The sequence below is a fragment of the Okeania sp. SIO2C9 genome (assembly GCF_010672455.1).
Classification (GTDB): Bacteria; Cyanobacteriota; Cyanobacteriia; order Cyanobacteriales; family Microcoleaceae; genus Okeania.
This window is the reverse complement of the sequence record NZ_JAAHGO010000008.1, coordinates 1-25,854: the sequence shown is the minus strand read 5'-3', so window position 1 is coordinate 25,854 and position 25,854 is coordinate 1. Positions and strand designations below refer to the sequence as shown.

17 protein-coding genes are annotated in these 25,854 nt (G+C 41.4%); 4 read left to right on the top strand and 13 right to left on the bottom strand.

Features of this window, described 5'->3' with window-relative positions:
- Positions 1–453: 453 nt before the first annotated feature.
- From F6K23_RS08210 to F6K23_RS08180, 8 genes are all read right to left on the bottom strand, one after another.
- Positions 454–2,772 (bottom strand): hypothetical protein, encoded by a 2,319-nt coding sequence (locus tag F6K23_RS08210; RefSeq protein ID WP_293153225.1) that lies wholly within the window; start codon positions 2,770–2,772, stop codon positions 454–456.
- Positions 2,748–3,740, bottom strand: a complete 993-nt coding sequence (locus F6K23_RS08205) for a MoxR family ATPase (RefSeq protein WP_293153223.1) — start codon at positions 3,738–3,740, stop codon at positions 2,748–2,750. Before F6K23_RS08205 ends, F6K23_RS08210 begins: the two co-directional genes overlap by 25 nt.
- Complete coding sequence (locus tag F6K23_RS08200; protein WP_293153220.1) at positions 3,737–4,852, bottom strand: hypothetical protein; 1,116 nt, start codon at positions 4,850–4,852, stop codon at positions 3,737–3,739. Before F6K23_RS08200 ends, F6K23_RS08205 begins: the two co-directional genes overlap by 4 nt.
- Before the next feature lie 19 nt (positions 4,853–4,871).
- A complete protein-coding gene (locus F6K23_RS08195) occupies positions 4,872–5,852 on the bottom strand; it encodes a caspase family protein (protein ID WP_293153217.1) in 981 nt (326 codons plus the stop codon).
- Between the two features lie 171 nt (positions 5,853–6,023).
- Positions 6,024–8,609, bottom strand: coding sequence for a CHAT domain-containing protein (locus tag F6K23_RS08190; RefSeq protein ID WP_293153214.1), 2,586 nt, complete (start codon positions 8,607–8,609; stop codon positions 6,024–6,026).
- Positions 8,610–8,764: 155 nt separating this feature from the next.
- The gene (locus F6K23_RS08185; RefSeq protein ID WP_293153211.1) at positions 8,765–9,016 is read right to left on the bottom strand and encodes a hypothetical protein; all 252 of its coding nucleotides are present in this window, start codon (positions 9,014–9,016) and stop codon (positions 8,765–8,767) included.
- On the bottom strand, positions 8,917–9,144 hold the full coding sequence (locus tag F6K23_RS41610) for a ribbon-helix-helix domain-containing protein (protein WP_124142920.1): 228 nt from the start codon (positions 9,142–9,144) through the stop codon (positions 8,917–8,919). The genes F6K23_RS08185 and F6K23_RS41610 overlap by 100 nt, the downstream gene beginning before the upstream one ends.
- 352 nt (positions 9,145–9,496) lie before the next feature.
- Entirely contained in the window at positions 9,497–9,895 is a 399-nt protein-coding gene (locus F6K23_RS08180) for a hypothetical protein (RefSeq protein WP_293153207.1), read from the bottom strand.
- Positions 9,896–10,149: 254 nt separating this feature from the next.
- On the opposite strand from F6K23_RS08180, the gene F6K23_RS08175 reads away from it, so the two are divergent.
- Entirely contained in the window at positions 10,150–11,094 is a 945-nt protein-coding gene (locus F6K23_RS08175) for a hypothetical protein (RefSeq protein ID WP_293153204.1), read from the top strand.
- On the opposite strand, the gene F6K23_RS08170 is transcribed toward F6K23_RS08175, so the two are convergent.
- From F6K23_RS08170 to F6K23_RS08160, 3 genes are all read right to left on the bottom strand, one after another.
- On the bottom strand, positions 10,982–15,799 hold the full coding sequence (locus F6K23_RS08170) for a ShlB/FhaC/HecB family hemolysin secretion/activation protein (RefSeq protein ID WP_293153201.1): 4,818 nt from the start codon (positions 15,797–15,799) through the stop codon (positions 10,982–10,984). The genes F6K23_RS08175 and F6K23_RS08170 overlap by 113 nt on opposite strands.
- A gap of 719 nt (positions 15,800–16,518) precedes the next feature.
- A complete protein-coding gene (locus F6K23_RS08165) occupies positions 16,519–16,698 on the bottom strand; it encodes a hypothetical protein (protein WP_293153198.1) in 180 nt (59 codons plus the stop codon).
- 1,083 nt (positions 16,699–17,781) lie between these two features.
- Positions 17,782–17,955: a hypothetical protein gene (locus tag F6K23_RS08160; protein WP_293153195.1), complete on the bottom strand. Its 174-nt coding sequence runs from the start codon at positions 17,953–17,955 to the stop codon at positions 17,782–17,784.
- 510 nt (positions 17,956–18,465) lie between these two features.
- On the opposite strand from F6K23_RS08160, the gene F6K23_RS08155 reads away from it, so the two are divergent.
- Both F6K23_RS08155 and F6K23_RS08150 read left to right on the top strand, forming a co-directional pair.
- Positions 18,466–19,758: a PQQ-dependent sugar dehydrogenase gene (locus F6K23_RS08155; protein ID WP_293153192.1), complete on the top strand. Its 1,293-nt coding sequence runs from the start codon at positions 18,466–18,468 to the stop codon at positions 19,756–19,758.
- A 505-nt stretch (positions 19,759–20,263) separates the two neighbouring features.
- On the top strand, positions 20,264–20,581 hold the full coding sequence (locus F6K23_RS08150) for a P-II family nitrogen regulator (RefSeq protein WP_293153189.1): 318 nt from the start codon (positions 20,264–20,266) through the stop codon (positions 20,579–20,581).
- A gap of 417 nt (positions 20,582–20,998) precedes the next feature.
- On the opposite strand, the gene F6K23_RS08145 is transcribed toward F6K23_RS08150, so the two are convergent.
- Both F6K23_RS08145 and F6K23_RS08140 read right to left on the bottom strand, forming a co-directional pair.
- Positions 20,999–22,084, bottom strand: coding sequence for a sodium-dependent bicarbonate transport family permease (locus tag F6K23_RS08145; protein ID WP_293153186.1), 1,086 nt, complete (start codon positions 22,082–22,084; stop codon positions 20,999–21,001).
- A gap of 690 nt (positions 22,085–22,774) precedes the next feature.
- Complete coding sequence (locus F6K23_RS08140) at positions 22,775–24,529, bottom strand: SulP family inorganic anion transporter (RefSeq protein WP_293153183.1); 1,755 nt, start codon at positions 24,527–24,529, stop codon at positions 22,775–22,777.
- A 184-nt stretch (positions 24,530–24,713) separates the two neighbouring features.
- On the opposite strand from F6K23_RS08140, the gene F6K23_RS08135 reads away from it, so the two are divergent.
- Positions 24,714–25,634, top strand: coding sequence for a LysR family transcriptional regulator (locus tag F6K23_RS08135; RefSeq protein ID WP_293153180.1), 921 nt, complete (start codon positions 24,714–24,716; stop codon positions 25,632–25,634).
- Positions 25,635–25,854: the final 220 nt, after the last annotated feature.

Genomic DNA, 25,854 nt, shown 5'->3' with positions numbered 1-25,854 from the left:
AATAGATAAATCAAAATTAATCAAAGGAAAAATCAACGTTCGCGAAAACTGCTGTAACTATTGTCCAATAGATAAATCAACATCAATCAAAGGAAAAATCAACGTTCGCGAAAACTGTTGTAACTATTGTCCAATAGATAAATCAAAATCAATCAAAGGAAAAATCAGCGTTCGCTCTCGCGGAACGGATGTTCGATCGCTACTTTCATGCAACAAAACTATTGAGAGGTTTCAAACCTTAATGAGACTTGATATAAGTGAAAATCTCCATGGGTTTACGTCGGGGAGTATATCAATTTTTATTGTTTATGGCAGAATTGCCTGGTTGTCGCAGCAGCCAAACCAAGGCAGATCCGGTAATTGCTCCGTATACATCCCCTAAAATAGCGAAGTTCACAACCGCGCCCACAGGATCGCCCAGAGTATTGCTCAAAGGATTGAACACAGAGTCATTCAAAAAAATAATTCAGCCATAATCCCAGCAGATCCCAAAGTAGTTGCCAGAATCCACCAGCCAGTCTGGGAAAGTTTTGTTCTGAGTACCAACCACTGGGTTAATCCAATAACAGCCCCAATAGCACCCCCGATAAGAGTAATGGGAACATTATCGGCAGCAGACAAGCTCAAAGCCTCGCTCACAAGCATACCCACAGTAAAGCTAATAACAAAGCTCAAAGCAGTTGCCAGTATCCACCAGCCAGTCTGGGAAAGTTTTGTTCTGAGTACCAACCACTGGGTTAATCCAATAACAAGCCCAAAAGTAGCCCCGATAATAACCCAGATCATAGCATTGCTATTCGTGCCTATAGCATCGGTCACAGCCACGGCCACATATCCACACACAGCCCCACCCACAAAATTTGCTAATACCCACTGCAACAAAAACCCCCATCCTACTTGTTGTGAAGATTTGCGACGAAGTTGCTGACGTAGCTCTTTCGGCATTTTCACTGCGAGTGACTTACGACCCGCCATAAACTCCTGAAAAATGTAGTCCCGCAGAAGACTATCCGCAGGGGCTTCTCTAGAAAGCAAGCGGAGAAAGGGTTGCGCCAACCTGGAGACAACATTGCTGTGTTGCCGAGCGATTTCCAATTGCCACCTTCCCACAAAGCCTTGCTCATCGGGTTGCACTACCAGGAAACCTCTAAGCAGTTGACGAATCTCATCTTCCTGTTGGCGAGGCAACTCATAAATCAGCCACGATCGCAGCCAGTCTGGCATATAACCGTATCGAAACCAAGGCAGACGATCTAGATCGGTGAGCCGACAAGCTTGAAGGAGGGAACTGCCATCATCAGTCAGGAGCATATTGCCCAGGTAAACTGTGAGATTCCAATGTAGTTCGGGAAATACAGCACAAGCACTCAGCCAATAGTAACCAGCTTTCCCCAGATAGTGTCGGAGGGATTCTAGGACATCATCTACCAGCCATGGCTCAGGTGGAACTCGCTCTATCCAGCGTCGCGCTCTGACTCTCAACGCTTCGGGAAAAGGTGTCCTGCTTTTCTCTGAAGGCACATAAGGCAATTTTCCATATTCGATGCTGCGGATCAAATCAATCAACCCATCGTTTGTAGCGGGTAGAACAATAAACTCTCGCGATAGTTCCAGTTCCTGATATCCCCAGTGTTCCGAAGGTTTGGGAGTCAATACAGCTCGCTCAGGCCAACTTGAAAACAAATCAAGCCAGGGTTCGGGTTCGCCAGTGAGGGAACTAAAGAAACTGTCTGCATTAGAGAAGACTATCAGTCGATGCTGGCTGTACTTCAACGCAATTTCCAGTAGCTTAGAAGGAGGTTCTTTTCCTGTCATCGGAAAGCAAACGCGGGGGTCGCCATCAAAATAGTAGCCTGTGATTAAGACTTCGTTGTGGGTGAGTTGAGCAATCATTTCCTTAACAAATCTCGCCTGGTGGTCGCTGTAATTTGCCCGGTCGATGAGAACGAGGTATTCAGGGAGAACCTGATGGTAGCGGTACACTGGGGCAAACCAACCTCCTCCCCGCAAGGTTTTTTCTACGGTTTTGTCAATATCAAGTTCATTAGATGAAACCCGAATACGTCGCCTCAAACCCTGAGCAATGCGCAAGAACAAAACGCTCGGAAATAGTTCCTCATTGAGACCCAAGATAGACACTCGCTGAATTTCAGGCTGTTGTTTTGTCTCACGACGCTTGAGGTATAGACTCGCACGCCAATACCACCAGAGTCTCCAAGCTAAAAATGTAACCAGGGGTACAAGCATTAACCATAACAGTATAGTCTGCCATTCTTGAGGAAAAGCTATATTGTTAAAATTTAGAAGTGGAATTGGTGTGTCGCCATCTGTTGGAGGTGGCAATTGCTGAACTAGGAAATTGGCTAGAACAATAGTAATACAAACGACGATCGCCAATAGCACCCACCGTTGCCACCGCCATTTCCTCTCAATCTTTTTCAACTCCTGTTCAAATGCCTCAGCCTTTTCGTCTTCTTGAATGTCCTCGCCAACAGCAAAACCCATACGTTCAACCCATTGGTCAAACCGTCGCTGAAAATCCTCTTGTTCTGTTGGGGAACTGCACAACAAGGGACCGAGAAGGCTTCTCAACCTCTGGGGTTCCTCTAGCTGCTCTCCTTTTGCACTCAGGGCAAGTATCAGTTCTTGAGCAGCAATATATTGCGACACGCCTATGTTGTAATTGTGTTCTCTGCGCAGCTCATCAATGAACTCAATCAAATTTTCTGGTTGTAGCCACCCTGGGCTTACTTTTGGCGACTGTCTACCCATTTCCTCACTATCTCCTTAGCTTTATCTAGATCGTCAGCAGTTTTTATCAAGGTACTCATAGTTCGCAGAGCTAGCTCAGACTTAACAAGGGGGTTATCTGCACCACCGGAAATTTCTCGGAGCGCCATCATCCATCCCAAAAGTTCAGCAGTCCCTGGTTTCTTGCGCAAGCCACTCTTTCGTAGCTTAAAGAAAATCTCTAGGGCATCCTGGAGAAAATCACTGCTACCAGCAGAGTGCAAACCTAATCTATTGGTAACAATATCCGCAAGACGCTTTTCTTGTGGAAAAGGAAGATTATAGTAAACACAACGCCGCAAAAATGCGTCCGGCAAGTCTTTCTCAGAATTACTGGTGATTATGACTATAGGTTGTAGTTTAGGATTAGCTTCAATCTTGACATTACCCAGTTCTGGCACCCGAAAATACAGATGCTCCAATTCGTTGAGGATATCATTAGGAAAATCGCGGGTTGCCTTGTCTACTTCGTCAATGAGAACAATAGAACGTCTTTTACCAGGATGAACAAAACCTGAAGGCACAAAATTCTTAATTTTAGACGGCTCTCTAGTCCGCAAGATGGCTGTACCCAAAGCATTGTATGTTAGATAGTCCAGAGGTTTTCTATCTACTTTACCACTCTGGGCATCTTGAAATTGCCTCAAAGTGTCATAACTGTAAAATAAATCGCGGGCAGTGCTGGTAGATTTGGTTTCAAATTTAAGAGGTTCGTCAAAACCTAATTCCCAGGCTAGACTATAAGCAAACAAGGTCTTGCCAGTACCAGGTTCTCCAGTCAGTAACAAGGGTTGAGCTAAGAGCAAAGCAACGTTGCAGGCATCACGAAGACCCGGATCTGCCAAATAATTTTCTGGCTTCATAAATTCGGCTCGTCGCGACACAGGTAGAGGTGCTGCCGTGTCCCGTCGCTCCCGTGTTCCGTCACCAAAGTAAAATGGGAATTTCATGCAATATCCCCCTTGATAGTTATTTTTCCCTGCAAAATATCACTCAAGTTTTGAGCTAAATGAGACATCGGCATAGTATTAGATGCTTGTTTTTTCTCCCATTTTTCAAACATATCTTCAATTGTATGAATTAAATATTGAATATTTTCCTCATCCCAGTAATTCTTGACTGCTTCACTACGCGCCCAACTTTCTACTTCTGTTTGCCCAATTCCTTGAAGTTTCGGCAAAACCACTCCAATAATTCTGTCAAATTTAGTAAAGTTAGAGGAAGACAAATCTTCGATACTTTTTTGAATAGAAGAATTCCCAGACTCGAATCCAGAATTCTTTTTCAATAGACTCTTAAAAATCCAATTCCACAACTTCTGAAAATAGCTCTGATTTTGTTTAACTTGATATTTAATAAATAAACAAATAATTAAACATTGATTGGGATTAAGTTCAGGCCAATCTTGCCAAAATTCAAGGAAGTTTTCAATGATTCCAGATGAATTTTCCTGCAAATCATTAGTGAGCAAATGTGTATGGATTACAACTGGTCCAATACTAGCTAGATGCTTATTTATATCCTCCTTTGAAGCTAATCCATAGTCGAGTATCTGATTTGCTAAATTGTATTTTAACATATTTTTTAATTCTTCTAGAATTGTGATTCTAGGAGGCCATTTAAGTTCGTATTTTCCAATAGATTCCGTATAGTAATCACTTGTAGTTGTGTTGGTATTTTGCTTGAAAATTTTGGGCAAAGATACCTTGATTAGAGATTCAAAAAACGTATCATGGCATTGAAATTGATCGCCGTGAATAATACATAAAAGTGGCTTAGGAGAGGGGTTATTTAACAATATTTTTAATGCTTCCCCAAGCTTGAATTCTTGATAGTCCCGATTGACAAAATAAGGAAGCAAAGGAGGAATATCACGACCTTTTTGCAAGCGATCGCGATGCCCATTGAGACCTGTTAACTTGGCTTTTAATGCTCGTTCATTCCTAATTAATTCCAGTGGAATATCCGTATCAAGAACAAATTTGGATTTGCGGACCTCAATCAGACGTAAACTTTCTTCAGTGTTTTCAATTTGTTTTTCAATAGATTCAATCTCATCCATTATCTTACAAGGTCAATTTTTAAACGTTTCCCCCTAATTTCTGTTCCAACTTAGTTATTTCCGCTTCTATCCGACGTTTATTTTTAACAAGTCCTAATGGAATATCAGTAAATTCAACAAATTCAGTCATCCGTTCTTCAACCAGCAGCAGATTTTCACGATAGTTAGCCAACATCTGTCGCCAGGTAGCTATCTGTTCAACATCTAACCCTGGCGCAATAGATGGAACATTAGTTTCCCATTTTGGCAACGGACGCACACTTTTCTCCCCTCCAGCATACCAAGCTAAAGCAAAGTTATCTTCTAAATTACTAACCTTGATGATAGGATTCTGTTTATCACCTGTACGTTCCGGAACCTTGCGTCCTAACCACATAGCAATATCCAACACACGAGCATAGCCGTCTTTTTCAGAAGCACCATAACCAGCTAAAGCTTCCAGCAATGCTGTTGTAAAGACACTGTATGGCTTTCCCGTCCAGGAAACTTCATCTTTTCTTGAAGAAGCAAGTATAACCCTACCACTACTACTGCCCAACTGAGCGATCGCCTCTGGTGGCAAAGGTGATTTAACCACCCCCTTAGCTTCTGCTTGTCCGCCAGCATGACAGCAATCTAGCAATACCAATAATTTCTTAGCCTTAATAGCTCGTAGATACTCAGTGAAAGTTTCCCCACGAATAGCTGTACCCTCCAAATATCTCAGATCATAACCATAAGGCATCAAATAATAATCCGGTGTTTTAATTCCATGGCCTGAGAAATAAGCGATCGCTGTATCATCTTCTCCCGTCGTCTCAGCCAACCAACTCAAAGCAGATAGAACATTGGTACGGTTTGCATTTTCTTCTGTTAGTAAACGCACTTGCTCAGTAGGATAGGCGCAACGAGATGAATCACGCAATAGATTTGCAACAGCAGTAGCATCATCAACCGTGACTGGCAAATCAGTACCTACTCCGACAACAACAGCGTATCCTTGTGTGAAAGTTTGGGACATAATTCTCCTTTCTACCAAGATTGAAAATACAATTATACTGATTTTGATGATATTATAACTGATTTGACATCCTCTCCGGCCTAAAGGCGTGGAGATTCCTACTGATCTCTTCCTTCTTCCCTCTTCCTTACTGATAACTGATAACTGATGACTGATAACTGAAATGGCCAACTACAACCAATTACCAACAAGAATAAATGATGACCAATAATAGGGTTGATCGTAATCTGCATTTGGTTCTACTTCTCCTTTGATAAATCTGATTTGAACTTGACGCAGTGCTTCCGCTTTTCTGATTTGTGAACTACCAGACTGCAATAATTGTTGATAAAACTGTTTCATAAATTCTGCTGTAGAGGCATCATTAACGTTCCATAAACTCCCTAAAACACTACGAGCACCTGCCCGAATGGAAACTCCGGCCAAACCTAATGCTGCTCGCGTATCTCCCACTGCCGTCTGACAAGCACTTAAAATTAATAATTCGATCGCTTGCTCCGATGGTATCAAATTCCTCGTCTGAAGCAGTAGGTCTAAATCTCGAACATTAATACGTTCGTCCCATCCTAAAATGAAGGTATCATCTGGATTAGAACTAAACTGTCCGTGAGTTGCAATATGGATGATGTTAAAAGGTTCAGAATTAATCTGAGCTTGAATGTTAGTTTTCGTGAATTTTTCATCTGCTAATTTCTCGGATTGTGGTACAGTTTTTTCAATAGCTTCTAGTTCTTGTTGAATATTAGGTAGCGAATTAAAACCTTCCAGTTCATAACTAGGTGCTTTTTGACTTGTTCCGGCAGTTAATACTCGTAGCTGCTCCTTTAATAAGGGGTTGGGATTGACTAATTGCAAACCCGGTACTACTGCAATTGCATATCTTTCCACGAGATAACGTTCGCGATCGCTATCATACAATACAGACATGGGAAAATTTCTGAGTAACCCATCCAAGACAAAAACTAGGGTTTTGATTTGACTGGTATCGTGTTCTAAATCTACTTCCAAATCTGCTTCAAAGGGTTTGATTAACCACTGATAAAGTTGATTAGATGGCAGTTTAACTTCGCTTATTCCTGTTATAGTTGAAATGTACATTCTCAGATTAAATAAGTTTTCCTTAAATTGTGCTGCAAAGTTTTTATCGCTCACTGAAGCATAGCGAAAGTTGTCAGTCCCCGGCAATTTGAGAATAACACTTAATTGATTATCTAATAATATTGGATAAATAACCGCTGCATTTTTATCAATTTGATCGATATTAATATCCTCAGCATTGACACAAGCATTTTGGAAAAAATTATCTAATTCTGCTAATTGTAGAGATTCAATTACCTTCTGAGCTGCTTTTACATTGGACAATTTTGGTTGAGTTGAACTAAGTTCAGGCTGAAGTAATAATGCTACGAGTTTTCTGTATAAAGGTTCAATACTTGCCCGAAAATCAAACTGAATATCTCTATTTAAAGCTACCAAATTGCGTCGTAAAACTTGCAGGGTATTAACAGCAGATTTGTAAGCAAAAAGTGCTTCTGAGGAATTTTCTTGTTGGAGAAAAATATCTCCCAATTGTTCTTGGAGTTGATAAGCAATATCTGAAGCAGATATTTTTTGAGCGATCGCCAAGGCTTGATTTGTCAAATTAAGTGCATTTTCTAATTTTCCAATTTTTTGATGCAATTTTCCTTTAATTCCAATGGCATAAGCTTCTAAACGATAATTATGGATAATTTTTGATTGTTGAATTGCTTGATTAATAAATTGTTCATTAATAGTATTTTGCAAAGTCAATTCGGCAAAATTAGTCTGTAGTTGAGCCACAGTTGATTTAGCATTTATTTGTTCAATAATCATCAATATTTCTGCTAATTTAATTGTTGCTTTAATTGAATGAATAGAGGGATTTATTTGATTTAAAATACCAATAATTTGAGGCAAAGTATCAATCTGAAATTGTACATGAGGTTGCAGCCAATCATCACCTGAATTCTTCTGCCATTGTCGGTCTAATTCAAGTAGTAGACTAAGATGATTAATAGTTGCCTGAATTTTAATTAATTCTTCATCAGAAATAGTCACCGCTTTTTCATAATTAGATAAACCTTGGATAATCGCCTGTTTTTCTGCTTTTCCTCGGAGCCTAAAATTAGCAATACCTTTAACTTTAGAAAGAATTGTATTTCCTAAATTTAGCAATAATCGACCTTCAATATTTTGAGAAGTTACCAATGGAAAACTAGCTTCTAAAACCCTTCTAGATAAAGCCAATTTACCCAATACACGCAATCCATTTCCCAAGCTTTGTAGCCCTTGAAAATTTAGCTTAGTATTTGATGTATTAAATCTTGGCAAAACATTTTTGAGGTCATTTTCAGTCAAGCTTTCACATTGTAAATCATTGCTAAATGCTTGTAGCACAGTATCACAAGAACGTCTATAAAATCCCAGACTTGTTAATGCTTGAGCTTGATTAACTTGGCTTCTAATTGCACCAATACGATCGTTATTTTTCCGATAAATAACTTCTGCTTGTTGCCAAACTTCCAATGCAGCTTCCGCCCTTCCCTGCTTTAACAATTGGACTCCTTGCTGGATTAAACTAGAAGGAGAAGATTGTGCTAAAATGGGAGATAAAAAATTAATTCCCAGACTGAAACAAAAACCAAATAGAGCGATCGCTATCCACTGTAATATCCCGATATTTAGTCTATTTTTGTTACGAATAAATTGATAAATTTTTTTGAATAGATTCTGCATTTTGGTTAAATTTCCTCAAAAAGAATCTCTACAGTATTTTTACGAGGCCAATAATGGCCACAATTATTACACCAATATTTACGGTATAGCACTTCTCTAATTTATGTCGATGACAAAATACCGACCACATTGCTGCGATCGGCTCCCTGGATTTATTATTCTTCTGTTTTGTCGCTTACTAGAAGTTCTGCTTCTCCACTCAAAATCCTGACTACTTCTTCTTCTAAAGCACCCATCTTTCCCAAGACTTTTGACTTATATTCGTGATTTTCCTGAAGTCCTTGTACTAATCTGTCTCCATGAGCTTCTATATATTTAATATGTTCACGTTGCAACTCTTGAAGTTGTTCAAGAATTTTCCCAAGAGTTTCGCGTTTCCCCCCGGTGAAGATTCTTGCCTGACCCACTGTTCTATTAGTTCGCTCCGACTCAGGCCCAATGCTTTCGCCATCTGCCCCAACCTCGTTTTTGCCTTGGGAGTCAAGCTTATTTCCAAGCTGGTTTTCTTCTCATCGTAATTTGGATGTCTCGCCATTTGTTTTATTAGCCATTGTATACGGATAGAAAAATTTTATCTGAACCACTTGACTTATTCTATCCGGATAATTAATATAGTAAACAATACAATCCGGATTTAATTTCCAGGAGGTGATGCCCAACGGAGCAGTTCAAACATCTCAAATCAAACCTAAGACTTAACTGACATATTTATCCTAATTAAAAGAGGAAGCGTAACTACCCAAATTTTTCGGTAAAGTTGAGGGTTATATTGTCTGAGTTGAAAGATTTTGCCTTGTGTTGACCTGTGGCGAGTTGAGCGTATTGGTCGTGTAAAATTTTTGGCTTGAAAAAATACCGACCACATTGCTGTGATCGGCTCCCTGAGTTTATTCTTCTTCTGTTGTTGATTCTTCTGGAAGCTTTTCGACCTGTTCCAATAGGCGACTGATTTCCTTCTCCAGTGCTGCTGACTTCTCTAAAAAACTAGCTTTTTTATTTTTATGATCTATCAGTCTTTTTTCTAATCTTTCGCCATGCTCGTCCATATAACTCAAAGCTTCGTCTATTACTTCGCGGAACAGGCCAAGTATTCCCCCAATAATCCAACGGATTCCAGTTTGTCCCATGCTTTTATCCACTTCTCCAGTAGTTCTCCTTGACTGGTGTTCAAAGCTTCTGCTATCTGTTTCAACCTTCGCCGAGATTCTGGCGTTATCGTCAAGTTGATTCGTTCTTTTCTCACTCCATGAATTGGATGTCTTGCCATGTCCTTCTAAAGTATCCATTGTTTCTGTATAGAAAGATTCTAACTAAACTCTTGACAACTATTGTATACAGAAGTTATTATGAAATTACATTTATACAGAAATAATTTTCAGGAGGTGACGCCCAACGGAGCAGTTCAAACAGTTAAAACCTAGTGCTTAAGCGATATAAGCATACTTGTTCTCAGTGACTATCTAATGGATATCTTTTGGGGTAGGGTTCGATCTCCTTACTTCATCCCTTACTTACTAACCTGACTTTTTCTTACTTTCTTATGATTGGAAACTTATACAACCACGGATTCGAGATACCTTTTAATGACCCAGAACTTCCCCAATGGGCCGATGGCCATCTAGATAAATTTTGCGATTTGTTTTGGCACGAAACCTGGAAAAATGGCGATGAGGCGATCGCCTCTCTGGAAATAGATATGCTGGCCGACAGATATGCCTATATCAAAGAAGGCATGGCTTTGAGAGCTTTTCAAATTTATAAGCTTTATGAAAATTTAGGATTTAAAACCTTCAAACAATATTGCGTAAAAGGTTTGAAAAAATCGGTCTATTACGTCAAACAAGTCATTAAAGCTGCCCAAACATCTTGGAACTTGATATTGCAAGGATTTACCGAACTACCAGACAACGTGTCTCAAGCCACAAGATTAGCCACTTCTGTCAATCAAGTCAGCGAGGAAACTGATAAAACTACGAGCTGTTGGCAAGAAGTGTTGGATAAAGCAAAGAATCAATCCAAACCTATTACAGCAAATTACATAGAAACTACTATTACTGGGGAAACTGCACACCCCTTAGCCACAGCAAAACTACCCAGAGATGTCTGGGACAAATTAAGAGCTTTGGCCAAACAACAGGGAGTCAAGCCGGAAAAATTACTTGAAGAGATTGTGGGAAATTATTTGCACCCAAAACAAGAAGCTGACCCTGAGACAGAAACAGTAGACGAGCCAGAGTCTAAAAGCAATAAAAAAGGTCCTACGCCCAAAACACCTGAGATTAAAGCCTGGGAAAAAGATTTACAGGATTTAGTCCAGGAACGTTTTACAACAGAACCGAATTATCAGACAACCGCAGACAATTCCACATTTGCTAGAACGAAAAAGGGGAAGAAGACACAGAAAAATAAAACCCCTCCTCCTGAGCAGTACGATCGCGCGAATCCACATCAATCAACGGAATTCCATAATCCAACCGCAGATTAATCTTATCCCATAACTTTACCTGCAACCCCACTCCCACCGCTGCCAAAGCATTCGTCCCCGACACCTCCTCGCCATCACTATTCCAGGCCACCCCACCATCAATAAATGGTACTACCTGAAATAACCTATTCTTCCCTGAAACCCATGGCACAGGCAACCTTAACTCCACCGTACCCAAGGCTCCATTATCAGTTAAACGAGTATCTTGACGATAACCTCTCACACTCCTGTATCCTCCTAAAGCAAACCTTTCTAATGGCACCAAATCTGATGGAGATAACTGCACATCTGCACCCACTACTAATAGAGTATCTGTTGCTAAGGAGCGCACCCATTGTCCCTGACCACGCCAATAAAAAAACCGACTATCTGGTTCATCACTATTCACAGTCGCATCCAATATTCCCAACCCCATATTAAACTGAGAATTCAGTGCCAAAACTTGATTATCTCCTCGTAATTGATAATCTTGGAAAAATTTCAATATTGATAGTTTAGTCTCACCATCATCATTAGCGCCTTCTGATAATGGAAAGTTTTCTCCTAAAACTGATGTTTGACTATCTCGCCTCGTGGCACCTAACCCCACACTAAATTCTTGCCTTGGTGTTTGTATTATTGGTTGACGAAATGATAATTCGTAGGTATTAGAATTTGATTCAATATCTAGTCTTTCAAAAGGTGATTCTATGACTTCATTATCCTGATGGCGATAAAACATTTCTATGCGACCATTGCGAGAATTTACAGGAATTGCATAAGATAATTCTACTAGATCGCTGCCGTCAGTGTTGGTATAGAGAGTATTGAAACTGTCGCCCATACCTGTGAGGTTGCCATGACCTACTTCTATTCCTCGTCGAAAAGTTCCGACACTTGGTACTCTGCCGTTATTACTGATAGCTGCTATTTGCCAGGGGTTAGCGGTGACGACTTCCACTGCTAATACACTGGTATCTGGTCTAACTCCTGCTGAGAGTTCCGCTGAAATATTGTCAATTAATGGGTCGAGTTGCAATAATTGTAAGGCTGATAGCAGTTTTTCTTGATTAATGGGAGCTATTGTTGCTTTTTCTAAGCGACTTTTGATATAATTTTCATTTAATCTGCCTTTGATATTAATGTCAATTTCATCAATTTTTCCTTCTACTACTTGGATAGTAACTATGCCGTTTTCAGTAATGGTTTGGGGGGGGATAAAAGCGCCTGATGTGATGTAGTTATTTTTGGTGTAATATTCTGTAATGGCAGTGCGAGCTGCTATCAGTTGCTCGAAGGCGATGGGTTTGTTGAGGTATGGTGTGAGTTGTTGTTGTAGTTCTTCGTGGTTAAATTTTGTATTACCTTGAAAGTTGAATTGTTGAATGGTTACTTGTAGAGGTTGAGAGTTAGGGGATGGAATTATGTCTGTAGTGCTAGCAAGTAGATAGGGTTGAAGTTTTTGAGCATCTAGTTGTTCGCAGTTGGGAGGAATTAACCAGGGGCGAACAGGTATAGCAGTATCTGGGTTGACGATGAGTTGGATGCCGTATGGTGTGGATACCCATCCTTGAGCTTCGATAAATTCTGGCTCTGATGGGGTGACATTTTTTTCAGGGGTAGCAGGAGTTTCTTCTTGGGATATGTTATGGGGACTGAGAAAATCTCTGGGACTAGGAGGTAAACCTCCCTGACCTGTAATGGTGAATTCACTGCCTTCTCCTCGTTTACAAGGGTTTTGGTCTATCAGAGCTGAGATGTCTTCGATGGTGTCATCAAATTGTACGAGTCCGTCGCTGGGGTCTACCTCTGGGGTGTTGAGGTTGACTTCCCCACTGAATGATGCTCCTAGTTCTGAGGTGGCCGTGATGTCACTGTTATTTGTTTGTTGGGGGCGGAATTCTGTGCCGAATATGCCTGCTGCGGTGATGTTGATAGTGCCTCCGAAGGCTGCTTGAGCGTTGGCGGAGATATCGCTGTTTTCGAGGGCGACTAGGTTTTCGGTATTGATTTCTATGTTGCCTCCAGTCGCTGCTCCGGTGGCGTTAGTGGTGATATTGCTTTTGTGACGGAGGATCAGGTCTTTGTTATTGTTGATGGTAATGCTGCCTTTACCTGCTGTGGTTTCAGCATTGAGACTGCCTTGATTTTCTAAAAGGATGTTGTTGCTGTTGATTTCTAGGTTCCCTGCGGGGTCTTGAGTTTGGGATCTGACTATGATTTCTGCTTCATCACGAATCTTGAGATTTTCGGTGTTGATAATTAATGTTCCTCCTGCTCCTGTTCCTTCATCTGTTGCTTCTGCGGTTAATCTACTAGGGGTCTGTTGAGCAGAAGTTCCTGTTATTTCTAGGTTTTTAGCTGAGATGCTTATATTTCCTGCGTTTCCTTGACCGGAGGTGCTAGCTGTTATTCTGGCTCCGTTTTGGATTTGTAGGTTTGTTGTGTTGAGTGTTATCTTTCCTCCATCACCTATTGCTTCTTCTTGTACTGAGGCTGTGATTTCACTGAGTTGTCTATCATCAGTAGAAGTTCCTATTAGTGTTATATCAGTGGCAGAGATAGTTAAATCTCCTCCATCTCCTTGACCTATAGTAGCAGTTACGATCTGTGCTCCATCTTGTAGTCGTAAAGTTTCTGTTTCTAGTATCATATTTCCTGCATTGCCTTTTGCCTCTGCTGCTACTGAACTAAATAAACCACTAGAAAATTCTTTACCCTCAGCAGTGGTTCCTGTGCCAATGAGTTCTATATTTTTAGCAGAGATAGTTAAATCTCCTCCATCTTCTTTACCTCTAGTAGCAGTTGCGATCTGTGCTCCATCTTGTAGTCGTAAAGTTTCTGTTTCTAGTATCATATTTCCTGCATTGCCTTTTGCCTCTGCTGCTACTGAGCTAAACAAACCACTAATCGACCCACTATTAATAGAAGTCCCTATTATTTCTATATCTGTAGCAAAGATAGTTAAATTCCCTGCATTTCCCTTGCCAAAGGTATCTACACCGATTCCTGCTCCATCTTGTATTACTAGAGTTTCTGTATGAATAGTCACATTTCCTCCATTCCCTGACGCTTCCTTTTCTACAGAGTTTAACAAAGCACTAGGAAATTGCTCATCAGCAGTCGTTCCCATAAGTTCTATGTTTGTAGCAGAGATAGTTAAATTCCCTGCATTTCCCTGACCAAAAGTGCTACTGCTGATTTGTGCTCCATCAAGTACCCGTAAATTTTCTGTCTCAACCCTCACACTACCTCCATTCCCCATTTTTTCCAATTCTATTGCTCCGTCTACTACCAATTCTGGTGGCACTACTAAAGCAAACAAACCACTGGGAAAACGATCAGAAGTACCAATTAATTCTATATCGGTGGCAGAGATAGTTAAATTTCCTCCTTTTCCCTGACCAAAGGTACTACTAGAGAGCTGCGCTCCATCAAGTACCCGTAAACTTTCTGTCTTGATTCTGATATTTCCTGCATTTCCCTCCCCTCCCAACTTGACGATACCGCTGATAATCGTGTTCCTAGTAAAGAAATCAGCAGGATTTCCTACCAGTTCTATATCAGTAGCAGAGATAGTTAAATCCCCTCCTGTTCCCTCACCTAATGTACTAACACTTATCTCACCTCTTTCTCTTAGACGTAAGTTTTTTGTCTCCATTATTAAACTTCCGCCTTTACCTGTTCCTCCTCCAGCTACCTCTACCGTAATACCACTAAAAATTTCACTGTCAGGAGTTGTTCCTAGTATTTCAATGAACTCAGAGGCTCTAATAGTTGATTTGTCCCCATCTTCCCCTCCCAAAGTATTTGCTAAAATTCTTGAACCATCTCGGATTTCAAGATGCCTACCTTGAATTTGAAAATTTCCCGCTCCCTCTCCACTCACGTCCAAAGAACTGGCTTGAGATAGTTGAATTATGCCAAATACAGGTATTTCTTCATAGTTGAGAGCACTGACAGAATTAGTGATTCCTACCACACCGCCCTGAACGCTCCCTAGTTCAATTCTCCCCTCTTCTGCAGTGAGGTTTCCCCCTCTTAAGAATATATCTCCTCCAATTAGAGCTAACGTTTGACTTGGTGCAACTTGCAACCCTGCATTCCGGTTTTCTCTGATGTAAGAAAAGGTATTCGGATCGAAGCTCAAATTATGACCTTTCCCCTCTACCTGAATACTTCCTGGATTTTCTGGCAACCTCAACCCAATGGGAACGTTAACTGTTAGTAACGGAGGAGCTTGGGGGTCTGAAGTGGCAAATTCAAATCCATTTGCAAATAATATGCTATTGGCAGTAGTTCCATAAAAAGAACCCCCAATGTCTAATTTGGCATCTGGTCCAAAAATTATGCCGTTGGGGTTGATGAAAAATAGATTGGCATTTCCTAGTACTCCCAAAGTTCCTAATATATTAGAGGCGTTATTTCCTGTGATGCGAGTCAGGATATTTGCAACTCCATCAGGGTTGGTAAAGTAAACTCCTCGTCCCTGTTGAATATTGAATTCTTGAAAACTGTGAAATAGGTTGGCTCCTCTTTGGGCACCACCGTCTATGCGATCGCTTTCTATTCCTTTGATATTGATATTGGGGGTAACGACTGATTTTTCTTCTCCCAAGGTGCTATCTGGTTGCAGTTGAGCAATGGCTGGCGATATGCAAAGTCCCCCATCCTCTAATGTCAAATACATTAGTGAGAAAATAGTAAAGATTGAAAATTTATTCAAAAAAAGCATTTTCATATCACTTTCAAAATATTAAAAACAGCAAATTACAGGTAAATAAAGTACAGTACCTGATTTGATAAATTCCCAGCATTAAAAAACTGGTTTACAAACTATTATTACTGTACCTTATAAACCTGCAATATACTTTTAGGGGTAGCATCCCCTGCGGAATGCGGAGCAAACAGCTATTAGCTGTCAGCTCTCAGCTATCATAACGGGGTTTTAATGAATATAGGCTTTAAAGTCAGCTTTTATAGTAAAATTTAATTCTGACTCAATTAGTAAAGCTTTTATCTAAAACTAAAAGCAATAGCTGTTAACGCAGCTCCTCCGGAGGAGGCTAGCTGACGGCTGTTTGCGCAGCATGATCTAGGAAATGCTTACCTTTTAGGTATTAAGAAAGTGTTTGATTAGGTATTAGGGCGTTGGTGAAAAGATGTATGATATCATGTCCGGATAATAGCGCGAACAAAAAACTTTCTCCTTATATTCCTCTTTATTCTTCTTTCTTCCCTCCTGACTCCTGACTCCTGACTCCTGAGGACTCAATAATTAAGATTAATATCATACACGCGCTTCACCAATGCCGGTATTAGACATCTCCAGAAAAGAGGGAATAGGGAGTAAGGAATAGGGGGGAAAGAACTGATAATTTCTGTACAATAATTGATTTTATTTTTGGAGATGACTATTATTGATACTGTTGACTAACCCTTTAGTTAAGGGAAAGGTGTTCCTCCACCTGTTCCACCCCCAGGGTTAACTTGGGCTAGTGTCTTTATACCATCTACAATGGGTTCGGGTTTATCTGATTCCTGCTCCTTTAGTTGGTCGTTGTTTTTATTGTCAATATTCTTAGAATTTTCGGATTTGTCTAGTTTTTTAGAAGTTTCGGCCATTATAATTCTCCTGAATTAAGTTTAATGTTGGCATTCAATGGGTTAAAACTATTTATTATTGACCTCAAATTGGTTAAGTAAAATGTAATTAACCCATTCTGTCAAACACATATTTCTATGTTTAAGACACTTATGCACTCTTGAGAACTTTTTTTGCAGGATACTATGAGACTAATTCCCTCAATCATTCTCCTGAATTAAGTTCAATGGATTAAAACTATTGACTTTCACCCATTGTATAAAACACATATTTCTATGTTTGAGACACTTATGCACTCTTGAGAACTTTTTTTGCAGGATAGTATGAGATTAATTCCCTCAATCATTCTCCTGAATTAAGTTCAATGGATTCAAACTATTGACTTTCACCCATTGTGTCAAACACATATTTCTATGTTTGAGACACTTATGCACTCTTGAGAACTTTTTTTGCAGGATAGTATGAGAGTAATCCCCTCAATCATTGTCCTGAATTAAGTTCAATGGATTCAAACTATTGACTTTCACCCATTGTGTCAAACACATATTTCTATGTTTAAGACACTTATGCAGTCTATAGTAGAATTGGAGAACACCCATGCATTATAATATCTACCTCATTTAGCAGTGATTTGAATCACTAATTCTATTGACTTAAATCCGATATTGTTTAGTTGCTCATATTTTTTTGTGTGTCGGTTTTGAGAAGGAATCAAGTTTATTTGTTTAACTTCCCTGGCGGGAAGTCCCGCGCTCTCCCGAAGGGGAGCGTCGTATGGTCAAGCCAGGGCCAATAGTCGGATACCTCCACAAATAAAACCTTCCTATACCCTTGACAAGCTAGGAGGTATGCATGTTATCATCAAGGTTAATACAGGGGGAGGACATCACCTCTGTCAAAACAGCGGTCATTTTTTCATAATGTAAGAATCCCGCGTTGTCGCGCTATGCGCAACGTCGGGAGTATGTCAATATCCAGTTTGGATAAATATAGCGCTGTGCGCAGGCAACAGGCAACAGAGGGGATAAAAAACTGATAATATAAGATTTTAGCTATTGGACACCTCCTGTAATTTGTACATAAGCCAGCGCACATTGCTATACTTATAATTGAGGATCGGGTCGAAAAATTATGCCGTTGGGATCAATTAACAATAAATTTGCATTTTTGAATACACCCAGAGTTCCCAATACGTCGCTCGATGGTGCGCTCAATGCAACAAAGTTTTGAGCGTTCGCTACATCTACAGAACTACCAAATTTTATTCTACGCCACATATAGTTTAAGTCAGAAGTCAGAAGTTAGAAGTCAGAAGTTAAATTCGCAGCACGGATGTTATTTGCTCGTTGTGGTAATAGCACTTAGCTTTTTTATAGAATGTTCCCAGTGCGGGCATCTTGCCCGCGTGGGTGTACCTCACCAATGTGGAATCCGCTTTCAATAATTAATAATTAATAATTAATACAGGACTTACGCACGGACACTAAATCAAGTGAGGGCGCAATTCGGAGCTTGACGTTAGTCAATGCCATTCGCCCCTACATCTGGCGTTTTCAAGGTGAAGCATGCGTAATTCCTGTAATAATTACCTCTCCTTGAAAAGAAGAGGATTGACAAAGAGATGAAAATTTTTCTTTATTATCTCCTTAAAAGGGGAGGATTTAAACCACAATTGTTCGGTAATTTATCAAACATAAGTATATGTCAAAGAGCTAAAAAAATGCTAACTTGATATCAAAATGCTAAGTAATCAAGATTCTATAGTCATAAAAATGCCGCAGAATAATATGTTTCAAAATAATTTGTTTTCTCAGTCAGACCAAAAAACCCTCGATCTACCCGATCGCCTCATAGCAGTCGGAAGTAAAATAGTATTTCGCACTACTATAGCGATCGCTCTATTCGGGACTGTAAGTTGTACCACCAAAGTTCAACTAGATTCATCTACTGCTGCTCAGACTCAGACTGCATCAGTTTCTAGCAATCAAACCGAGTCTCCTAAAAATGTTGCCACTGCTTCCGGTTTGCAGAAAATCACAATGGTAGAAAACCTGGAACATCCTTGGAGTCTTGCCTGGCTTCCTGATGGCACTATGCTAATTACCGAGCGACCAGGGAGATTACGAATTGTACGTGATGGAGTTCTAGAACCCACCCCGGTTGCAGGACTTCCTGAAATCTTTGCCTCTGGTCAAGGGGGATTAATGGATGTCTCAATTCACCCGCGCTTTACAGAAAATCGCTTGATTTACCTCACTTATTCCCATGGCGATCGCTCGGCAAACCGCACCCGCATTGCACGGGCGAGATTTGAGGAGAATACTCTGCGCGATCTGCAAGTAATCTTCGAGGTTTCCCAGACAAAATCTGGCGCGCAACACTTCGGGTCACGCATTATTTGGCTACCCGACGAAACTCTACTAATGACAATTGGTGACGGTGGCAACCCACCTATTGAATTTAATGGCGAATTTATCCGCCAACAAGCTCAAAACCTCCGTAGTCATCTGGGCAAAGTTTTACGGTTAAATGACGATGGAACTGTACCCTCCGATAATCCTTTTGCAACTTATACAGATGCCGAACCCGCCGTGTGGAGCTACGGACATCGCAATATCCAGGGAATCACCTTTGACTCGGCAAAGAATAGAGTCTGGGCAACGGAACATGGTTCTCGAGGTGGCGACGAACTGAATCTTGTTGAGGCTGGAGAAAACTACGGTTGGCCAGCAGTTACTCACAGTCGTGAATATTCTGGCGGACTCATCTCCCCGGAAACATCTCGCCCTGGCATGGTAGACCCTAAAGTAGTGTGGACTCCATCCATAGCCCCCTCTGGTTTAGCTTTCTACAGTGGCGATCGCTTTCCACAGTGGCAAGGTAATTTATTTGCAGGTGGGTTAGTATCGCAAGATATCCATCGCATTGAGGTAGATGAAGCAGGTAATGTTGTCACTCAGGAGTCTATTTCCATAGGTCAGAGAGTGCGGGATGTGCGACAAGGGCCTGATGGGCTACTGTATGTTCTCACCGATCGACCTAACGGACAATTAATTCGGCTTGAACCTGTTGGCGGGTAAGTTGGGGGTGTGGAGTAGCCGAGATTAAGTAATCGGGCTTACTCACGCATATAAAATTATAGGCGTTGCTGAATGGTAATAATTTTTAGATTAGGTATCAATGCAAAACATAAGTTTTTCAATTTTACCTTTAGCTACTTACCATTACATTTCAGCAACGCCAAATTATATATAGATCATTTTTAGGGTTTAACGGCCGTTAAACCCTACTATAAGTGGTGGTTATGCGATTGATTGGTTTTTCCTTTTCCTGGGTCGTACTGCGCAAACATCCCGACGCTCCCCATCAAACAAGTGGATCGCAAATGCCCTAGTGCATCTCCTCTTGACTGATCGATGGTATGGTGTTAGCATATTTAGTATGGCAAGCGCGCTATTACGCAACGTGTACACGAACGCGATTGTATTCCCTTCGCCGACTCAGATTGCTCAATAGCACGTAATTATGCCGTTTTCCTGAGTTTCTGTATAGTTCAATGACTAAAAACGTCAAGAGGTAACCCGCATGACCCAACAAGCTACCAAGCTCGTCATCGTCACGGAAAATTTGTTGCTGAAAAAGATCGCCAAGATCATCGACGAAGCCGGGGCTACCGGTTATACGGTGGTAGACGCTGGCGGTAAAGGCAGTCGTAACGTGCGATCGTCCGGAAGACCCACCGTTTCCGAAACCTACTCGAATATAAAGATCGAGGTGCTCACCCCCAATCGGGATATGGCGGTGAAGATTTCGGATGAAGTCGCAGCGCAGTTTTTCGACGATTATTCGGGCATCGCCTATATCTGTAGCGTGATGGAGGTACTGCACGCACACAAATTCTGACTCAAAACCCAGTTGATCGAACCAAAAAACCGGGGCATAGCCTCGGCTTTTTCATGCCTGTAGAACGTTGATGCCGGTGAAGAAATCACTACCAAGACCTACTAGGTCACGCGGCTGTTGAATGGAGAAGACACAGACCTTGAACAAGAAATTGTGGTCTAAAGCCTCCCTGCTCTTTCAAGGGAATAATAAAGTGGTCGATCGCGATAGCGGAACGGAGTTCTTTCTTCGTAGCTTCCCATAGGGTGGAATGGGGAGGAAACCTGCACCATATCTAATCGACCAAGAAAAAAGAGCATTCTGTATTTTCGTAGCCTCTTTATTGCAGAGGTACTGATGACTGATGACTGAAATGATATAGCTGTAGCGTTGGTCGCCGCGCCAGGAGAACGCCGACAGACCCCAACCAGTATGCGATCAGTTGCCGATCAGTGCCTGGGCAAGCCCGATGAAGAGCGGTATTCCCAAGGCAAGAGCAACCGGCGTGCCTACGGCTGTGGACGAGCCGATGTAGGCGGAGGGATTAGCCGACGGGATACCGGCTCGTAAAGTAGGCGGCCCTGAGATGTCTGAACTGGAGGCAGCGATGACGGCCATGATCACCACACCGCCAAGGCTGAATCCCGTGATGTAGTGGGCAATCATGCCAAGACCGAAGGCTATGAACCCATGCAGCAGCGGCCCCACAAAGGCATATATGGCATACCACTGACCCACCTTGCGCAGCTCGCCAATCCTTGCCGTGGCTTCCATACCCATTACCAGCATCAGAATCGAAAGCAGGCCACGGAAGAGGGGATTGAAGAAGCTATCATAGACACTTTCCGGCCGGGTTAGTATGCCTAGAGCGAGGCCTAGCAGTAGTGCTGATAGAGCAGAGCCTTGGAGGCTTTCCTGCACGATAGGCCATATCTCGACCCGCTTGTCTGCGGTATTGCGCTTGGGATACCCGCGTGCGGTAATGCCCTGCTTGCTTTGATACTCCTGCTTGCTGAGATCCTCGTATGCGGCATCCCGCTGCTTGCTTACATAAATGCTGGCCAAGACGATCGCAGTCACGAGGGCTGGGATGTCCATGAAGGGATAGAGTGCGGCGGCCCAGGGCTCGAAAAAGATGTCTTCCGTTTCCAGTATCGTCAGGCCGGCGGCGAGGGTAGAGCCACTCACGGCACCGAACAAGCCTGCAGTCGCAATGGCATCCACAGTTTTGACCTTCGGTAGCTTGGCCAACGTGTAGCGCCCGATGAACACGATCAGGATTCCCACTATCATGGCGAACACTGCAGGCAACAGCATTTCCAGCAGATTGGCATTGCGGATCGCAATGCCGCCGCTCAGGCCGACTTTTAGGAGCAGCATGAAGACGATGAACTTATAGATAGGATCTGGAATTGCAAGTCGGCTATTGACGGCGGCAACGACCATTCCACCAATCAGAAAGCCGAGTGTCGGGGACTGCAACTTCCCCAGGAAGAGCGTCAAGAAATCGGAGAAAAAATCCATGTTGTAATTCCTCTTTAAATTAGATATTAGGGGTCAGGACAGCAGGCAAGCATGGCCTCGAAACTTAAAATGTGTCCCGATTTGCGCTGGCTAGCACAAATTGGAAATGCAATGTCAAATGCAAATCATCAGGTTTTCGACAACCAACTTGGGGAAGAACTAGCCAAAGTGTCATCAAGGGTAATCTTTAACATTTTGAAATATTTTTGCTGCTTTTAATACTTGAGACTAGCAAAATAATTTTTAATAAGTAATCACTACGATTACTGTAATATATACTTTTCAGCGGTTTAGTTATAATCCTAAAATTCTTGATTTTGCAGATATTAGTCAAAGGCTGCAAAAATTACTCTTAATATAGCGATCGCCATATTCTAAAAAACGGAGTTATGAAATCTTTACCCTGTAAGGATTTTGAGGTATATTGCTCTTCGTGACAGCCTCGCTAGTTTTGGCTTAGAGACTGTTAGAGACTGTTTGTAAAGTTTTGTAATATACAATGATTGACCTTTAAACTGTAACAACTTGGTTATTTATCCCAGATTTATAGCCTGAAATACCCAATTTGCCAGGGGTCAAAACACTTCATAATTCTTTACAAACAACCTCTGAGAGTTAATATTAGCTGATTCTGCTTGGTCTACAAATCAAATCATTGAAGGAAGTGAAATTGGTGAATTAATTTGTTCATTAAGGATTTTGACCAATTTTCAGATTATCAAAACTGGGTCGAGTTTCGTTAGTTACCTTAGCATTTGTAGAATTGATCTTAGCATCAGAAGTAACTAAAGCAACAGCATTGACCAATGCTTGTCTGCGATCAATTAACATATTTTGTGGAGGTACAATCTCTAAAACTCCCAGTTTTTCTAAACGTCGTTTGACGCTGCCTGTAGCACCAACTAGGAATACATGACGACCTGTATCAACAGTTTCCTGAATTGCATTTTCTATTGCTAGAGCAGAAGTTACACCCATGTGAGGTACTTCACTCAAATCTACAATCAACACTTCATAGTTGTTCAGAAGTGTATGCTGGCGAGAGATAGCTTTGGAAACACCGAAAATCATCGGACCACTGAGGTGGAATAATAAAATTCGACCCTCAGCACGGTCTAGTAATTCTTTCTCATCATTGTCTAAGATGATTGCATCATCAGCATCAGTGATAGCTTTCACATCCTCAGATTTAATTTGAGTCAAGCGATCGATAGTGAGAACATTAGCAACAAACACCCCAATACCTACAGCAGCAATTAGGTCAACGAATACAGTTAGACCGATGACACCGTACATAATCATGGCAGATTTCCAAGAAATATTATGGGCACGCTTGAGGAAACCCCAGTCAATAATCTTAATACCCACCTGGAGAGAAATACCTGCCAAAACTGCCATGGGAATTTGTGCAGTTAAACTACCAGCTCCCAAAACCACAATCATTAAAATGAAAGCACGGGTAATACCAGATAAAGCAGAGCGAGCACCTGTATTGATATTAACCACAGTACCCATAGTGGCACCAGCACCAGGAAGACCACCAAACAATCCTGAAGCTAAGTTACCTAAACCTTGACCAATTAATTCTTTGTCGGAGTTGTGTTGAGTCCGAGTCAAACTATCAGCAACCACGGAAGTCAGAAGAGCATCAATACAGCCAAGCATTGCTAACACTGTCGCATCAGCTACCATTAACTGCAATTGATCGGGAGTAAAGTAAGGCAACTGTAAGCTAGGTAGACCTGTAGGAATTTCACCAATGCGACGAATACCAGCATCTGAGAAAAATAAAACAGAAATAACTGTTCCTACTACCAATGCTAATAATGGTGGTGGCACAAATTTCTTGACCTTAGCTGGTACTAAAAAGAGTATAGCTACTGTCAGAGCTGCTAAACCTGTCTCTATAGGATTAATATTTGTTAAAAGGTTAGGTATGTTCTGAATAGTCCCAACTACACCACCTTTGGGGCTAGCTTGTCCGAGAAACGGACCAATTTGCAGGATAATCAGGATTATACCGATGCCTGACATGAAACCAGAAATCACGTTGTAAGGCATCATGGTAATGTATTTACCAAACCGCAATAAACCAAAAATAATTTGGAGTACTCCTGCCATCATGACTACGGTGAAAGCCATTGCCAGACCATTTTCTGGGTTGCTGGTAGTTAAGTGAGCAATCACAGCGGTGGTTACCACGGTCATCGGTCCGGTAGGCTCAGAAATCAGGGTGGGAGTACCACCAAACAGTGCTGCAAACAAACCAACTAGTACAGCACCATACAAACCTGCCGCAGGTGCGCCAGCGTCGGCAGCACCCGAGGCGACACCGAAGGCGAGTGCCATAGGGAGGGCGATGACAGCAGCAGTCAAACCGCCGAACATATCGCCCTTGATATTCCTAAAATTTATTTTGTTGAAAACTTGTGTAGCAAAAGCCATAAAGATTGATAAGTTTTTCTTTTTTATTTAATTAAGTCAATGATACCCAGATTAACCATTGACTATTGTCTATGCCATGATTATTATAGAAATCAATTGGGAATGCAATACTTGATAGTTTGTAATTGCTTATACCAGTCGTAAGATTTTCTTTATTTTTCTTATCTTTTAGGAGGAAAACTTCTTGATTCAGGCAACCTTACATCAGTTGAGAGTCTTTCAGACCGTGGCCCTTCACGGTAGTTTTACTAAGGCTGCTGAAGAATTATTCATTACTCAACCCACTGTCTCTGCTCAGGTAAAGCAACTGGGCCAGGCAGTAGGTATGCCTTTGTTTGAGCAAATTGGCAAGCAGCTTTACTTAACAGATGTTGGTAGAGAATTATTTGCCACTTGTCAGGAAGTATTTGAACAGCTCGATCGCTTTGAGATGACGGTGGCTGATATTAAGGGAACGAAACAAGGTCAATTACGTTTGGCAGTAGTCACAACTGCTAAATATTTTGTACCCAGAATCTTGGGTTATTTCTGCCAAGAGTATCCAGGTGTAGATATTTCTCTGGAAGTGACAAACCACCAAAACATCACTAGACGAATGTTGGAAAACCAAGACGATCTATATATATCCAGTCAACCTCCTGAAGATATACCTCTATGTAGTGAAGCTTTGATGGATAATCCCCTAGTTTTAGTAGCAAACAAAAATCATCCTTTGGCAGGCCAGAGAAATATTCCTATTAAACGTCTCAATAATGAAGCGTTTATTATGCGAGAATCTGGTTCTGGTACTCGCCAGGCGGTGCAAAAACTATTTGCCAAGCACAAAATTTATGTGAAAGTGCGCCTAGAACTTGGTAGTAATGAGGCTATTAAACAAGCGATCGCTGGAGGGTTAGGAATTTCCGTTTTGTCAAAGCATACTCTCTACTGCGAAAGTTCTGAGTGGGAACTCACAACCCTAGATGTTCAAAATTTTCCGATTAAGCGGCAGTGGTATGTATCCTATCTAGCTGGCAAACAGTTATCGGTAGTAGCTCAAGCATTTTTGGAATATCTCCACGAACATACTCATAAAATGGCTGTCACTTCTAGTCTTGTGAGTTAACAAATTTCCCGCAAGTGCATACCTGATATATTTGTTGATTGCCGAAAGCTACCTATACTAAAACATTTCTGAATACTGTACAAAAAATTTCAAGGGTTGACTAACTATTGATAATTTGCTAATATTTGCTCACATAAGCTCCTATATGTTAATATAGCATTATGGGTTATGTTCCACTAAGGAAAGCCGTAGAAATACTTGGCTTGCATCCTAACACACT

Excerpts from the sequence above, each read along its gene's own strand:
- F6K23_RS08150 (WP_293153189.1), top strand. The coding sequence starts at position 20,264 with ATGACCCAACAAGCTACCAAGCTCGTCATCGTCACGGAAAATTTGTTG.
- F6K23_RS08160 (WP_293153195.1), bottom strand. The coding sequence starts at position 17,955 with ATGTGGCGTAGAATAAAATTTGGTAGTTCTGTAGATGTAGCGAACGCT.
- F6K23_RS08195 (WP_293153217.1), bottom strand. The coding sequence starts at position 5,852 with ATGTCCCAAACTTTCACACAAGGATACGCTGTTGTTGTCGGAGTAGGT.
- F6K23_RS08175 (WP_293153204.1), top strand. The coding sequence starts at position 10,150 with ATGATTGGAAACTTATACAACCACGGATTCGAGATACCTTTTAATGAC.
- F6K23_RS08140 (WP_293153183.1), bottom strand. The coding sequence starts at position 24,529 with ATGGCTTTTGCTACACAAGTTTTCAACAAAATAAATTTTAGGAATATC.
- F6K23_RS08180 (WP_293153207.1), bottom strand. The coding sequence starts at position 9,895 with ATGGATACTTTAGAAGGACATGGCAAGACATCCAATTCATGGAGTGAG.
- F6K23_RS08210 (WP_293153225.1), bottom strand. The coding sequence starts at position 2,772 with ATGGGTAGACAGTCGCCAAAAGTAAGCCCAGGGTGGCTACAACCAGAA.
- F6K23_RS41610 (WP_124142920.1), bottom strand. The coding sequence starts at position 9,144 with ATGGCGAGACATCCAAATTACGATGAGAAGAAAACCAGCTTGGAAATA.
- F6K23_RS08190 (WP_293153214.1), bottom strand. The coding sequence starts at position 8,609 with ATGCAGAATCTATTCAAAAAAATTTATCAATTTATTCGTAACAAAAAT.
- F6K23_RS08205 (WP_293153223.1), bottom strand. The coding sequence starts at position 3,740 with ATGAAATTCCCATTTTACTTTGGTGACGGAACACGGGAGCGACGGGAC.
- F6K23_RS08145 (WP_293153186.1), bottom strand. The coding sequence starts at position 22,084 with ATGGATTTTTTCTCCGATTTCTTGACGCTCTTCCTGGGGAAGTTGCAG.
- F6K23_RS08200 (WP_293153220.1), bottom strand. The coding sequence starts at position 4,852 with ATGGATGAGATTGAATCTATTGAAAAACAAATTGAAAACACTGAAGAA.
- F6K23_RS08155 (WP_293153192.1), top strand. The coding sequence starts at position 18,466 with ATGTTTCAAAATAATTTGTTTTCTCAGTCAGACCAAAAAACCCTCGAT.
- F6K23_RS08165 (WP_293153198.1), bottom strand. The coding sequence starts at position 16,698 with ATGGCCGAAACTTCTAAAAAACTAGACAAATCCGAAAATTCTAAGAAT.